The organism is bacterium, assembly GCA_026414725.1.
Lineage (GTDB): Bacteria > Ratteibacteria > UBA8468 > B48-G9 > JAFGKM01 > JAAYXZ01.
Genome location: JAOAIL010000001.1, coordinates 87801 through 101539 on the forward strand (window position 1 = coordinate 87801; position 13739 = coordinate 101539).

Here is a 13739-nt window from a genome sequence, read left to right on the forward strand (position 1 = left end):
AGTATGGAAGAGATACGAAAACTTCTTACTATTTATGGCAAAAAAATTGTAGAAAAAGGACTTGTAGCAGGACCTGGTGGAAATATCAGTGCAAGAGAAGGTAATTATGTCTTCCTTTCTCCGAGTGGTTTTTTTCTTGATGAAATAGATGAAAAAGAATGGGTAAAGGTGGATATACAAACCGGCAAAATTTTTGGGAATTTAAGACCGACCTGTGAGATATCAATGCATCTCGGAATATATATGGAAAGGGAAGATGTAAAGGCAGTGTTCCATACACACCCACCCATTACCACAGGACTTATATCTGCAGATGTAAAGTTTAAACCTGTATTTCCTGACTATGTAGCCTTATTTGGAAGATATGTACCTGTTATTGAGTATGTTGTTCCTGGTGGAGAAGCAATAAGGAAGGCAGTGGTAAGTAAAATAAAGGCTTGTAATGTGGTACTCCTTAAAAATCATGGTGCTGTATGTATTGGTACTACACTGAAAGAAGCATTTGCAAGAAGCTGGCTACTTGAAGATACAGCAAAAACAATACTTGCAGGTAAAATTGCTGGTTCCCTCAGATATCTTAACCTTAAAGAAATTGAAGGTATAGAAAATTTAGAGGCAGAGGATTATAGAAAAGCATTGTTAAAAAAAGATATGAGATGAAGCACATCTGGAAGATAAAAAATAAAACATTAGAGATAAAGAATTTCCTTATAATGGGGATATTGAATACATCGCCTGATTCATTTTATAGTGATTCAAGTTATCCTGATGTTATGTCTGCTTTAAAAAGAGCGAAGGAAATGATAGAAGAAGGTGCGGATATTATAGATATAGGTGGACAGTCAACGAGACCTGGAAGTAAAGAGATACCTGTAGAAGAAGAGATAACCAGAACAGTCCCTGTGATAAGAGAACTTTCTAAAGAAACAGATATACTTATATCCTGTGACACATATAAAGCAAAAGTTGCAGAGATGGCACTTGAAGCAGGTGCATCTATTATAAATGATATTTCTGCCTTTTCAATAGACACTAAACTTTTTAATATAATAAAAGATACTGATTGTGGTTATGTAGTTATGCATATGAAAGGTACCCCTGAGGATATGCAGGTTAATCCATTTTATGAGGATGTGTTCTCCGAAGTATTTCAATTCTTGAAAGAAAAACTAAAGTTAATAGAAAAAGAAGGGATTGATATTGAAAGGATTGTGATTGACCCCGGGATTGGATTCGGTAAAAGGTTTGAAGACAATCTCACACTCCTGAAAAATATAGAGAAATTTAATGAACTTGGTAGACCTGTTCTTTTAGGAACTTCAAGAAAGTCATTTATAGGTAAGATATTAAATAATATCTCCCCAGAGTACCGACTTGAGGGCTCTCTTGCCTCTGCAGTAGTAGGATATATTAAAGGTGTAAAGATATTCAGGGTCCATGATGTAAAAGAAACCAGACGAGCCCTTGAAGTTGTTGATGCTATAGAAAGAGGATAAAAAGATGAGGATATTGTGCCTGGATGTAGGTGAGAAACGGGTAGGAGTTGCGATAAGTGATGAGACAAAAACACTTGCGAGAGGGCTTGGTAGAATTGAACGTGGTGAAAAAGAAGTGGAAAGGATAAAGGAACTTATAATAAAGTATGAAATTGAAAGTATTGTATATGGACTTCCACTAAGGATGGATGGTTCTATAAGCAGTCAAACAGAAAGAACCATTGCCTTTATAGAAAAACTTAAAAAAGAAATTGAAATCCCTTTCATTCCCTTTGATGAGAGATTAAGCACACAGCAGGCAGAAACAATTCTCATTGAGGCGGACTTAAGCAGGAGGAAAAGAAAAAAATTCATAGATAAACTATCCGCACAGATAATACTTCAGAATTACCTTGATTCGTTGAAAAAAGATGTAATGGAAGAGATGTAGTAATTACTTATCTTCTGTCCATGTAGAAGCAACATTTTCGGCTACTTTTTTTGCTACATTCTTATCCAGTGCAGAAGGGATTATATATTCAGGAGAGAGTTTATTCTCAGGGATATAGTTAGCAATGGCATGACTTGCTGATATTTTCATCTTCTCCGTAATCTTTTTTGCTCTTACATCAAATACACCTCTAAAAATACCAGGAAAAGCGAGAAGATTGTTTATCTGGTTTTCCATATCACTTCTTCCTGTTCCCACAATAAATGCTCCTGCCTTTTTTGCTTTTTCAGGCATAATCTCAGGAACAGGGTTAGACATAGCAAAAACAATAGCCCCTTTATTCATTATTCTTATCATATCCTCACTTACTGTATCAGGTCCTGAAACACCAATAAAAACATCTGCATCTTTCATCGCATCAGCGAGTGTTCCTAACTTTGATGGTAGAAGATATCTTATTATCTCTTCCTTTGCAAAGTTCATATTTTCTTTTCTATCCTTACATATGATACCGCTTCTATCACACAACAACATCTTTCTCGCGCCAGCATAATAAAGGAATTTCACTATAGCTATTCCTGCTGCACCGGCACCGTTTATCACAATTTTTATATCTTCCATCTTTTTATTGACAAGTTTAAGGGCATTGATAAGAGCAGCAAGTACAACTACAGCGGTACCATGCTGGTCATCGTGAAAAACAGGAATAGGAAGTGTTTCTATAAGCCGTTTTTCTATTTCAAAACATCGGGGGGCAGAAATGTCCTCAAGATTTATACCTCCAAAGGTAGGAGATATTAATGTAACTGTATTTACTATCTCATCTGTATCCTGACTGGATATACATACAGGAATAGCATCAACCTCACCAAACTCCTTAAAAAGTATTGCCTTACCTTCCATGACAGGTAGCGCTGCCTCTGCACCTATATTACCAAGTCCCAATACCGCACTACCGTCAGTAACCACAGCGACAGTATTCCATTTTGAGGTATATTCATAAACGAGTGACTTGTCTTTATTTATCTCCCTGCATGGCTCTGCAACTCCCGGAGTATATGCAAGGGAAAGGTCTTTCTTGTCTTTCAATGGGACTTTTGATTTTATCTCTATCTTCCCTTTTGCTCTTTTATGTAGTTTGAGTGAATCAGAATATACATCTGTCATTTTACTCGTCCTTTTATTCTACACCGTTCCCCTCTCCCCAAAAAGGAGAGAGGGGAAAGTATATCCGTTACTTAAAAATTGTTGTATGCAGAATAAACGAAGCAAATACAATTGCCACTATGGACATAAGTTTTATAAGGATATTCAGTGAAGGACCTGCTGTATCCTTGAATGGGTCACCTACTGTATCACCTGTAACAGCTGCCTTATGTGCATCTGTTCCTTTACCTCCAAAATTTCCTTTCTCTATATATTTCTTTGCATTATCCCATGATGCTCCTGCATTTGCCATCATAACCGCGAGGACAAATCCACCTGCCATTGCTCCCACCAGTAAACCCATCAATGCTTCAGTACCCAGTAAAAGACCCACTACTACTGGAAGTATTATAGTAATAATTGCTGGCTTAAGCATCTCCTTCTGTGCTGATTTTGTACAGATATCTACTGCCCTCGCATAGTCAGGTTTCACCTTACCATCCATAAGTCCTGCTATCTCTCTGAATTGTCTCCTTACCTCCTCTACGATATCCTGTGCTGTCCTGCCCACTGCCTTTAATGCCATAGAAGAGAAAGACATAGGATACATTACCCCAATGAAAATACCAGAAAGAAGACGAACATTCATTACAGAAAGGTCCATATTACCACCGAGCATAACAATCTGTTCCTTAAAAGCAGCAATAAGCGCAAGTGTGGTAAGCGCAGCAGAACCGATAGCAAAACCCTTACCTGTTGCTGCAGTAGTATTTCCGAGTGCATCAAGTTCATCTGTCCTCTGTCTAACAAAAGGTGGCTGGTGAGACATCTCTGCATTACCTCCTGCATTATCTGCTACTGGACCGTATGAATCAGTTGCAAGCGTTATACCCAGTGTACTTAAAAGTCCTACTCCCGCAAGTCCTATTCCATAAAGTCCCATTGTAGGTTGATAAAGTCCGCCAGCGAACATATAGGCACCTATAGTAGCAAGAACAATTACTAATATCGGAACAGAAGTTGAATACATACCATTAGCAATTCCCTCTATCATAACAGTAGCATGCCCTGTAAGTGATGCCTTTGCTACATCTCTCGTTGGTTGATAACTATCTGATGTATAGTACTCAGAGAAAAAACCAATAAGCAGTCCTGCTATAACACCACATATAACAGAACCATATATTCCTTTATATTCAGGGCCAAGTATCATAGTAATTGCAAAATAAGAAGTAATTATTACAATTCCTGCCGCAATGTATATCCCCTTCCTTAATGCCATCAACAGACCTGCCTGTGTTGCATCCTCTTTAACACTAACAAAGAAAGAGCCAATAATGGAAGCAAATATACCGAGTGCTGCTATAGCGAGAGGAAGAGAGATTCCATAATATCCTAATCCAGCAGAGACCGAAAGTGCCATTGTAGCAAGTATTGAACCCACATATGACTCATAAAGGTCTGCTCCCATTCCTGCTATATCTCCAACATTATCTCCAACATTATCAGCAATAACGGCAGGATTTCTCGGGTCATCTTCTGGAATTCCAACTTCAACCTTACCTATTAAATCAGCACCAACATCCGCTCCTTTCGTATATATACCCCCTCCTACCCTGGCAAAAAGTGCTTGTGCACTTGCACCCATTCCAAAACATACCATTGTAGCGGCAATATAGTTAAGGTCTGGATGTAACCATCTTACAATACTATATCCCACACTGATAAAAAACAGGGCAAGCCCTACTACAATCAAACCCATAACAAGCCCTGAGGAAAACGCTAATCTTAGTGCTTCATTAAGTGAATTTTTTGCTGCATTAGTTGTTCTGGCTGATGAATTTGTTGCAATAGTCATTCCTATATAACCACTTAAAGCAGAGAAAAAACCACCTGCCAGAAAAGCAAATGGGACAAAGATATTAGTGTATCCAAATCCTGTAAGAACAAGAAGGATTACAAAAACGATACTAAAAAATATCCCTACCCCTTTATACTGCCTTATAAGATATGCCCTCGCTCCTATTCTTATTGCCTGGGCAATCTCTATCATTTCAGGTGTTCCCTCTGACTTCTTCATAATGCTTTTTACAAGAATACCTGTGAAAGCAATCGCTACGAGTGAACTAATCAAAGCAAAAACCTGCATTCCTATTCCTTCCATTTCCTTTTCCTCCTTTCAAGAAACATTATATAGAGACATTGCCTTTTCAATTCCACTTCTAACAATCTCCTCTATTGCTAATACTGCTTTTTCAAGTGATTGCTCAATCAATGGTTTCTCTTCCTGTAGAAAAGGAGATAGCACATAATCAACATACGACACATCTAAATTCTCCTTCCCTATTCCTATTCTAACACGGATAAAATCCCTGCTTCCTAACTCATTTACAACGGAAAGTACGCCTTTATGACCGCCAGGTCCCTTTCCAGTGGTTATCTTTATCTTCCCTAACTGAACATCAAGTTCATCATGTATTATTATATAGTCCTTCATTTCTCCATTAAATCTTTCAAAGACCTTTTTCACTGCTATCCCACTTTCATTCATAAATGTCTTTGGTTTTATAAGGATAACAGGAACTGATATTATACTGCTTTCCCATCCTCTATAATAATGTGTTTTAATAACTTTTGAAGGATAATACTTTTTTCTCAATAAGTCAATAACTTTAAATCCAATGTTATGTCTTGTATTCCCGTATCCAATTTTTGCATTACCAAGTCCAATTATTATCTTCACTCTTTCTCTGCTTTTTCTCTCGCTTCTTTCTCTCTTCTTCTCTCTTCTGCTTCCTTCTGTGTAATTACTTCTGGCTCTGTAGGCACTTCAGAGACAACTGCTTCAGCACCTTCTTCCACCTCTATCTTTTCTGCTTTTGGTGCAAGAACTGTAACCACAACCTTTTCAGGGTCATCAACTAAAGAAACACCTTCAGGTAAAACAATATCTTTAACTAAAATAGCATGCCCTATATCAAGGTTTGATACATCAACCTCTATTAATGCAGGAATCCTATCAGGTAGTGCCTGAACCTGCAATTCTCTCAATTCCTGTTCAAGAATACCTCCTTTTTCTATCCCCGGAGATTCTCCAACAAGATGCACAGGAATTCCCATTCTTACTGAATGGTCCATACTAATCCTGTAAAAATCAAGATGCAGAATATCTCCACGTATCGGGTCTGTCTGGATATCCTTAAGTATGGTCTTCACTGTCTCCTTTTTCTTCCCTTTCTTAATCACGATATCAGCCATTACATTATGTGACTCCAGTTTCCTTATAATATCCTCTGCACTCTTTTTTTCAACTTTAAGGGGTATCGGTTCATAACCAGGTCCATAAAGAACCGCTGGTATAAAACCACCTGCTCTAAGTTTTCTCGCAACTCCCTTTCCTATTCCCTCTCTCTCTTCTGCTGTAAATTGTATCTTGTCCATAAAAAGTCCTCCCTCTTTTTTATGCTTATTCTATTGATTTTAAGATTTTATAATTTTATCATATCAGAAAAAAATATCAAAAAAGTAGATAGGGGATTCTATAAAGGTAAAAAATCTTATAGTTTTACTTCAAGTCCTGTAATAGCAATAAGGACTGGTGAAAATGTGTAGGTGTTTTCTGAACAGAATTCTATACTCTTTATTATTTATAGGGTCCCATATTTGTCCCATTTTAGGAAAGTTAGATTTATATTACTCAGATGGAAAAAATCTCATAGTTCTGTGATATATAACTTTTCTTTTTTACACACTTTCTAAATGAATGTGGTATAATATATACCCAAATGAGAAAAGTTATACCCCATATAAAAAAAACTTATATTGTTTTCAGAATTAAACCTGTAGAGATCGGGTTTACACCAGAAAAAATATGGTGTCCCAGTCCATCCAACGACCATCGGACAGAACCGTATGATATACCCTGTAAGATAGTAATTGGAAATAGAATAACCTCACAAACAGGTGCTAAATTTACTCCATTACCTTTTTCAGTAGCACTAATAGGTAAGGATAAAAAAGTACTTTTATATATTAAAGCGAAAAAAGGTTGGCACCTCTGGAACTTTGTAGAATTTAAAGCAACCTCTTCATCAATAGAAGTATCTGTAGACCTTGAAGGACATACCAATCCAGCAAAAGCATTAAAAAATATCTCTCTCTTTATCTCTCCAGAATGTAATGGAGAAAACCCAATGCAGATGTTGTCAAAAGCAACAGAAATTTTATATCCACAGGTGGTAAAAAATAAAAGAAATATCCCTGATTGGTGGTTAATGCCTATCTACTGTGGCTGGGGAGACCAGGTAGCAACCTCTCTGTTTATGGAAGGACCCGGACCAGAAACACGGGCACTGGCTTATTGTACACAAGGACTTTATGAAAAATGGATATCAAAACTTGAAGAAGCAGGGATTCCCATCGGAATTGTTATTATTGATGCGGGATGGTCACCTGCAGGGACACTGGAGCCCTATAAAAATCAATGGCCTGACCTGAGGGGTTTTATAGAAAGGCAACATAAAAAAAACAGAAAAGTACTTTTATGGTTTGCTACCTTTCTCTATGAAGGACTTCCGGATAAATGGTGTATATTTGCAGGGAAGACAAAATTGGTTGCAGACCCTACAAATCAGGAATACAGACACTTTCTTAAAAAACAGATATTCCGGCTTATATCTTCTGATAAAGGGTGTTTTGATGCAGACGGTTTTAAAATAGACCAGCTTTCTTATGTGCCTTCTGAAAGAAGTTTAAGGAGTGGTGAACAATGTGGTAGGACTTATCTACTTAAAAAATTTAAAGGAGACCTTAAAATAAAAGGAAAGGGATGGGGATGTGAACTTTTATATCAACTTCAGAAAGATATATATACTACTGCTAAAAAAGCAAAACCAGATGCTTTAATTAACAGCAGTACAGTACACCCTTATTTTTATGACACTTTTGATATGGTCCGACTTCATGATACAGGAACCCTTCCTGAAGGAACTGTTTTAGAAGCAATGAAAGCGCGTGCAGACCTCGCAAGAGCAGTATTACCTTATCATCCTGTTGATACTGATAATTGGGTTTATGGGAACTATGAAAAGTGGCTGGAGTATACAATGAACAGTTATAAGATAGGTATCCCCTGTATATTCTATTCAGAAAGATTTGTTTTATCCTTCACAAAAAATCCTACTACCTGTGAAATACCTGAAATAGACCTGAAGAAAATAGTATCTATATGGGAAAGATATATAGATAATCTTAAAAAAATGAAGTAAAATTATAACAGGAGAAAAATGTGAAAACATCTATTGAGAATAAGCTGAAAAAGATTGTATCTATACTGGAAGACAAAAAAGCAGAAGATATAAAAGTCCTTTTTGTAGGGAAGCAGACCTGGATTACTGACTATTTTGTAATTGCATCTGGAAACTCTCCTGTACACACGAAAACACTTGCAGAGGCACTCCTGTATGGAATAGAAGAACACCCTATCTCTATAGACGGACTAAAAAGAGGCAGGTGGGTGCTCATTGACTATGGTGAGGTAATTATCCATATATTTCTACCTGAAGCAAGGTTATATTACAAACTTGAGAGGTTATGGGCAGAAGTTTAATAGCATTAATTTATATTCTGTTTTTCTATCAGTTTATTGAGTGCATCAGCGAGTGATTTGAAAAAATCCTTTTTCCTCAATCTTATGGGCTCAACCTTTTTACCTTCAGCTATCTCTCTAATAGTTCTTTCAATCCTGAAGATAGGACCTGCTATCCTGTGGAGATAAAAGATACCAAAAACAAAGGCAAATAAGAGAATCACAACCAGCATTAAACCAACACGACTAAGTATTAAAAAATTGATACTCTTTACCAGTTCATATGCATTAGCCATCCCACCCTGTGCATCAAGTTCATTCAGTATAGTATTGAAAGTAAGATAGTATGTCCCCACTCCAGCAATAATAATACCTATAAGTAGAAGATATATTATAATACCGGAATATATAAACTGAAGTGGCTTATTTATCAAGTATTTCCTTCTTCTAATTTTCATTTTTCACCTCACTGAAAGTTAGGATACTTTTCAGAATGCCAGACAATATCCTCGTCTACTCCTTTCCCCCCTTCTTTTCTATCTCTTCCATAACTACCTAATAAAAAATACTCTTTGGTTGGAAAATATCCATAAATATATACGAGGAAATAACTCGTTGGTTGACTTGCAAGCCATGCCTCCATATAGTTAGTTCCATCTTTAATATTAACCTGTCTTTCATATATCTGAGGATGGGGAGGTTTGGCACAAAAATCTTTATGAGAAAAAATTGTAGTGCCATTGACACAGACATATGCTGAAGCAACACCATAATTTTCAATTTTCATAGTTGCTGTCTGTGATGTTGCTTCAAAATTAAAATAATATGAAAATGGTTTACCTGTTCCCCTAATAAAAGGTGGAGAACCAAAAACATTTGTCAAAGGTATTTTATAAAAATATGGTGTCTTCCATGGATCAATCGGTATGGACACGCTATAAGGTCCATGCCAGCCCTTTTCCATCCCTGAAGGTGGAGATTTAGATAGTATATCAGAAAGAACTACAGGATATAAACCAGTATCATCTTTTATTGTCTGAAGTATCTGAGCAAGTTGTGCAATCTGTGTCTTTGCACTTACAACCCTTGCTTTATGGAGAATTAGTGAAACCATCTTTAACGATATTGCAGCTACTATTATAACTATGGTAACCGCTATAATCAGTTCGGTAAGAGTAAATCCTTTCTTCATTACTTTTCCTCTATTTATTTTACCTTTTATAATGTAGTATTGTCAATTTAAACAAATATGATGTATAATTTTTCCTATGGGAAAAATAAATAGAAATATATTCAGAGAATATGACATAAGAGGAATTTATGAGAAAGACCTAAAAGGAGATATTCCATATCTTTTAGGAAGAGGATTTGGAACCATTGTAATGAAAAATGGTAAAAGAAATATATGTGTTGCAGGTGATAATAGAATTACTACGCCTGGACTAAAAGAAAGGTTGGTTTCAGGACTGCTTGACTCTGGATGTGATGTAACAGATACAGGAATAGTACCTACCCCTGTTTTATACTTTGCTGTTCATAATTATCAATTTGACGCAGGAGTTATGGTTACTGCAAGTCATAATCCACCTGAATTTAATGGCTTCAAGATGGTTATAGGAAATAAAAGTTTATATGGTCAGGAAATACAGGAAGTCGCAGATATTATTGAAAAAAATGATTTCACAGGTGGTAAGGGACAATATAACCTGAAGGATGCGACAGATGATTATATAAAATTTATGGTAAAAAATTTCCATTTCAACAGGAAGTTAAAAATAGCAGTTGATACTGGTAATGGAACAGCAGGTCCTCTAATCGTCAAACTCTTTAAGAAATTAGATATTGATATACTACCACTTTATACTGATAGCGACCCTACTTTCCCACACCATCTTCCTGACCCTTTAGTTCCTGAAAATCTACAGGACCTGATAAAAACAGTAAAAGAGAATAATATTGATGCTGGTTTTGGATATGATGGAGATGGAGACCGTCTCGGTGTTGTAGATGAGAAAGGCAATATACTCTGGGGAGACCAGTTGCTAATCATATATGCAAGAGATATATTAAAACGTTTACCAGGTTCTAAAATTATATTTGATGTAAAATGCAGTAAAACGCTGGAAGAAGAAATAATAAAAGCAGGTGGTATCCCCTTGATGTGGAAAACAGGACATTCTCTCATAGAGAACAAGATGCATATAGAAAAAGCACCTCTTGCAGGAGAACTTTCAGGACATTTATATTTTGCAGATGAGTATTTTGGATATGATGATGCTATATATTCTTCGCTACGATTACTTAAAATAATGGATGAGACAGGCAAAAATCCCTCTGAATTACTTGCAGGAATTAAAAAATACCATTCAACACCTGAGATACGAATTACAGTCCCTGATGAGAAAAAATTTGCTGTTGTTGAAAAACTTAAGACATTCTTCTCCTCTCAGGGATATAAAATTTCCGATATAGATGGTGTAAAGGTCTTCCTTTCTGATGGATGGGCACTTGTAAGGGCTTCAAATACACAGCCAGCACTTGTTATCCGTGTGGAAGCGGAAACATATGAAGCGCTGGAAAATATTAAAGAGAACTTTCTGAAAGTTATCAGAAGTTCTATATAAAAAATAAAAACGTGATAAAAAAAGGAGGTGAGCCCTTATGAAGTGTCCTTTACGTCTCAGACCTCAAAAAAGACCATTAGGAGAAGCAACCTTTGGTGTTCCTGAATTCATTGAGGACTTTGATTTATGCCTTGAGGAAAATTGTGCGTGGTGGGACATGGATAAAAAGTGCTGTGCTGTTATACATCTATGTGCTATAAAAGAGAACCTGACTGTTTTGGCTGAAGATAAAAAACAATAAATCTGGAGGTAATTATGAAAAATATACTTATATCTGTCCTTATGGTATTTTTACTTCTATCCTGTTCAAAAGCAGAAATAATAAAAGCACCGGATTTTACACTGAAGGATATTAATGGAAAATCAGTAAAACTCTCTGATTATAAAAACAAGGTTATAATACTTAACTTCTGGGCAACGTGGTGTCCACCATGTATAGGAGAAATACCTGACTTTGTTAAATTTTACAGTGTCTATAAAAGCAAAGGAGTTGAGATAATCGGAATTGCAGTATCTTCAACTGTAGATGATGTAAAAAGTATGATAAAAGAGAAAAATATAAATTACACAGTATGTCTATCTGATAGAGATATTGAAACACTCTACGGAGGAATAAGGGCTGTTCCTACAACCTTTATTATAAATAAACAGGGTAATATCTATAAGAAAAAAATTGGTGCTATATCAGAAAAAGAACTGGAAGAAATAGTAAAAAACCTTCTATGAAAAGAGATGAAATTATAAAGATTCTAATTGATAAAGAAGGGTTGAAGAGTGACCAGATTGAAATGGTTGTCAATGAAAAAGAAAAAACAGGATCTCCCTTTGGCTATCTTCTTGTGAAGTTTGGACTCATAACAGCAGACCAGTGGTATAACTTCGTCCTGAAAGAACTCAAAATAGTCCCTCTTAATATATCAGGGATGGAGATTGACAAAGAGGTGCTTACATCCCTTCCGGAATTTACCTGTAAGAAATATAGAACCATCCCTGTTTATAAAGGAGGAAGAAAACTTATATGCGGTATGGTTGACCCTTCAGATGAAGATGTAATAGAAGAATTAAAAAAGATCTCTTCTATGGAGGTAGAACCACGTCTGGTCAGAGATGCAGATGTGAAAGTTGCCCTTGAAAAATATCTAACACAGGGAAGTTTAAAGGTAATATCCCCTGTTGAAAAGATTGAGTCAGCGGGGAAGGTCTTCAAACCATCAGGTATTACGGAAATCAGTGAAGCATCTGCAGTAGAAGCAGTAGAGGATATGATAAAAAAAGCAACTGAATTGAAGGCAACCGATATTCATATAGAGATTGAGGAAGAGGGAGTAAAGCTTAGGTATAGAATCAATGGGTTACTTTATGAGTTTCCTCCACCACCACTTGAACTTTATCCTGCTATTGTCTCTCATATAAAAGTACTTTCATCTCTTGATATAGCAGAGAAAAGAATTCCTCAGGATGGTTACTTCAAAATGAAACTTTCAGGGATAGATGTAGACCTGAGGATATCAACCTTTCCTACAATCTTTGGAGAAATGGTTGCTATGAGGGTATTGAACAAAAAGAATATTGTTTCAGGACTTGAACAACTTGGTTTTCTACCGCAGACACTACATAGCTGGAGAACACTTCTTGAGGAGCCATATGGACTTTTACTTGTTACAGGACCTACAGGAAGTGGAAAAACAACAACATTATATTCTTCTCTGAATGAACTGGACAGTATCCATAAAAAAATAATTACTGTGGAAGACCCTGTTGAGTATCACATCCAGAATGTTGACCAGACACAGATTAATCCAAAGGCAGGACTTACATTTGCTACTGCATTGCGCTCTATTTTGAGACAGGACCCTGATATAGTGATGATAGGAGAAATAAGAGACAGAGAAACAGCAGAAATTGCTCTGCGTGCTGCACAAACAGGACAACTTGTATTCTCAACACTTCACACAAACACTGCTCCTGCTGCCCCTGTACGGCTGATAGATATGGGTATTGAACCATATCTTATTTCATCTTCACTTATAGGAGTACTAAACCAACGTCTGGTAAGGAGTATATGCCACAACTGTAAAGAGAGATATAAACCATTAAAAGAGGAATTGATACAGATAGGAATTCCTCAGGAGAATGCAGAATACCTTTTCAGGGGAAAAGGATGTCATCTATGTAATGGAACCGGATTTGGAGGGAGAACAGGTATATTTGAACTTATGGTTATGAATGAGGAACTAAGAAGAGAAATAATGATAAACCCAGAGGTATCAAGAATAACTGAAATTGCAAGAAAGTCAGGTATGAAATCACTCCGTGAAGATGGAATAATAAAAGTACTTGATGGGGTAACCACTATCTCAGAGGTCCTTTATTCCACTAAGAAATAAATGTATAAATAAAGTATTTGCAGAAAAGTAAAGTTGATAGTAAATTACAAAATACGTGAAAGGAGTTTT

Annotated in this window: 15 protein-coding genes; 9 read left to right on the forward strand and 6 right to left on the reverse strand. The window is 36.4% G+C overall.

Annotation, left to right across the window (positions count from 1 at the left end; all coding sequences use genetic code 11):
• Positions 1-3: 3 nt before the first annotated feature.
• The 3 genes from N3D17_00440 to ruvX are packed head-to-tail and all read left to right on the forward strand — an operon-like array spanning position 4 to position 1926.
• The gene (locus N3D17_00440; protein ID MCX8081863.1) at positions 4-660 is read left to right on the forward strand and encodes a class II aldolase/adducin family protein; all 657 of its coding nucleotides are present in this window, start codon (positions 4-6) and stop codon (positions 658-660) included.
• Positions 657-1496, forward strand: coding sequence for a dihydropteroate synthase (gene folP, locus N3D17_00445; protein MCX8081864.1), 840 nt, complete (start codon positions 657-659; stop codon positions 1494-1496). Before N3D17_00440 ends, folP begins: the two co-directional genes overlap by 4 nt.
• Before the next feature lie 4 nt (positions 1497-1500).
• A complete protein-coding gene (gene ruvX / locus N3D17_00450) occupies positions 1501-1926 on the forward strand; it encodes a Holliday junction resolvase RuvX (GenBank protein ID MCX8081865.1) in 426 nt (141 codons plus the stop codon).
• Between the two features lie 3 nt (positions 1927-1929).
• On the opposite strand, the gene N3D17_00455 is transcribed toward ruvX, so the two are convergent.
• The 4 genes from N3D17_00455 to N3D17_00470 all read right to left on the reverse strand — a co-directional run bounded on the left by N3D17_00455 (position 1930) and on the right by N3D17_00470 (position 6513).
• Positions 1930-3093, reverse strand: a complete 1164-nt coding sequence (locus tag N3D17_00455) for an NADP-dependent malic enzyme (GenBank protein ID MCX8081866.1) — start codon at positions 3091-3093, stop codon at positions 1930-1932.
• Between the two features lie 67 nt (positions 3094-3160).
• Positions 3161-5236 (reverse strand): sodium-translocating pyrophosphatase, encoded by a 2076-nt coding sequence (locus tag N3D17_00460; protein MCX8081867.1) that lies wholly within the window; start codon positions 5234-5236, stop codon positions 3161-3163.
• 15 nt (positions 5237-5251) lie between these two features.
• A complete protein-coding gene (gene pth / locus N3D17_00465) occupies positions 5252-5815 on the reverse strand; it encodes an aminoacyl-tRNA hydrolase (protein MCX8081868.1) in 564 nt (187 codons plus the stop codon).
• A complete protein-coding gene (locus N3D17_00470) occupies positions 5812-6513 on the reverse strand; it encodes a 50S ribosomal protein L25/general stress protein Ctc (GenBank protein ID MCX8081869.1) in 702 nt (233 codons plus the stop codon). The genes pth and N3D17_00470 overlap by 4 nt, the downstream gene beginning before the upstream one ends.
• 344 nt (positions 6514-6857) lie before the next feature.
• Between N3D17_00470 and N3D17_00475 the strand changes: the two genes are divergently transcribed.
• The gene (locus tag N3D17_00475; GenBank protein MCX8081870.1) at positions 6858-8339 is read left to right on the forward strand and encodes a hypothetical protein; all 1482 of its coding nucleotides are present in this window, start codon (positions 6858-6860) and stop codon (positions 8337-8339) included.
• A gap of 20 nt (positions 8340-8359) precedes the next feature.
• The gene (gene rsfS / locus N3D17_00480) at positions 8360-8680 is read left to right on the forward strand and encodes a ribosome silencing factor (GenBank protein MCX8081871.1); all 321 of its coding nucleotides are present in this window, start codon (positions 8360-8362) and stop codon (positions 8678-8680) included.
• Between the two features lie 5 nt (positions 8681-8685).
• Here the strand turns inward: rsfS and N3D17_00485 are convergent, their stop codons facing one another.
• Together N3D17_00485 and N3D17_00490 are read right to left on the reverse strand one after the other, a co-directional pair.
• Entirely contained in the window at positions 8686-9117 is a 432-nt protein-coding gene (locus N3D17_00485) for a methyl-accepting chemotaxis protein (GenBank protein MCX8081872.1), read from the reverse strand.
• Positions 9118-9125: 8 nt separating this feature from the next.
• Positions 9126-9851 carry a type II secretion system protein GspG gene (locus N3D17_00490; GenBank protein ID MCX8081873.1) on the reverse strand — a complete coding sequence of 242 codons (726 nt, stop codon included), beginning with the start codon at positions 9849-9851 and terminating at the stop codon, positions 9126-9128.
• Between the two features lie 76 nt (positions 9852-9927).
• Between N3D17_00490 and N3D17_00495 the strand changes: the two genes are divergently transcribed.
• The 4 genes from N3D17_00495 to N3D17_00510 are packed head-to-tail and all read left to right on the forward strand — an operon-like array spanning position 9928 to position 13670.
• Complete coding sequence (locus tag N3D17_00495; protein ID MCX8081874.1) at positions 9928-11283, forward strand: phosphomannomutase/phosphoglucomutase; 1356 nt, start codon at positions 9928-9930, stop codon at positions 11281-11283.
• 37 nt (positions 11284-11320) lie between these two features.
• On the forward strand, positions 11321-11524 hold the full coding sequence (locus N3D17_00500; GenBank protein MCX8081875.1) for a hypothetical protein: 204 nt from the start codon (positions 11321-11323) through the stop codon (positions 11522-11524).
• Between the two features lie 14 nt (positions 11525-11538).
• Positions 11539-12009: a TlpA family protein disulfide reductase gene (locus tag N3D17_00505; GenBank protein ID MCX8081876.1), complete on the forward strand. Its 471-nt coding sequence runs from the start codon at positions 11539-11541 to the stop codon at positions 12007-12009.
• Positions 12006-13670, forward strand: a complete 1665-nt coding sequence (locus N3D17_00510; protein ID MCX8081877.1) for a GspE/PulE family protein — start codon at positions 12006-12008, stop codon at positions 13668-13670. The genes N3D17_00505 and N3D17_00510 overlap by 4 nt, the downstream gene beginning before the upstream one ends.
• The last annotated feature ends 69 nt before the right edge of the window (positions 13671-13739 follow it).

Bases quoted from the DNA above. Each gene is read 5' to 3' on its own strand.
- N3D17_00440 (MCX8081863.1), top strand. From the start codon at position 4: ATGGAAGAGATACGAAAACTTCTTACTATTTATGGCAAAAAAATTGTA.
- folP (MCX8081864.1), top strand. From the start codon at position 657: ATGAAGCACATCTGGAAGATAAAAAATAAAACATTAGAGATAAAGAAT.
- ruvX (MCX8081865.1), top strand. From the start codon at position 1,501: ATGAGGATATTGTGCCTGGATGTAGGTGAGAAACGGGTAGGAGTTGCG.
- N3D17_00455 (MCX8081866.1), bottom strand. From the start codon at position 3,093: ATGACAGATGTATATTCTGATTCACTCAAACTACATAAAAGAGCAAAA.
- N3D17_00460 (MCX8081867.1), bottom strand. From the start codon at position 5,236: ATGGAAGGAATAGGAATGCAGGTTTTTGCTTTGATTAGTTCACTCGTA.
- N3D17_00470 (MCX8081869.1), bottom strand. From the start codon at position 6,513: ATGGACAAGATACAATTTACAGCAGAAGAGAGAGAGGGAATAGGAAAG.
- N3D17_00475 (MCX8081870.1), top strand. From the start codon at position 6,858: ATGAGAAAAGTTATACCCCATATAAAAAAAACTTATATTGTTTTCAGA.
- N3D17_00485 (MCX8081872.1), bottom strand. From the start codon at position 9,117: ATGAAAATTAGAAGAAGGAAATACTTGATAAATAAGCCACTTCAGTTT.
- N3D17_00490 (MCX8081873.1), bottom strand. From the start codon at position 9,851: ATGAAGAAAGGATTTACTCTTACCGAACTGATTATAGCGGTTACCATA.
- N3D17_00495 (MCX8081874.1), top strand. From the start codon at position 9,928: ATGGGAAAAATAAATAGAAATATATTCAGAGAATATGACATAAGAGGA.
- N3D17_00500 (MCX8081875.1), top strand. From the start codon at position 11,321: ATGAAGTGTCCTTTACGTCTCAGACCTCAAAAAAGACCATTAGGAGAA.
- N3D17_00505 (MCX8081876.1), top strand. From the start codon at position 11,539: ATGAAAAATATACTTATATCTGTCCTTATGGTATTTTTACTTCTATCC.
- N3D17_00510 (MCX8081877.1), top strand. From the start codon at position 12,006: ATGAAAAGAGATGAAATTATAAAGATTCTAATTGATAAAGAAGGGTTG.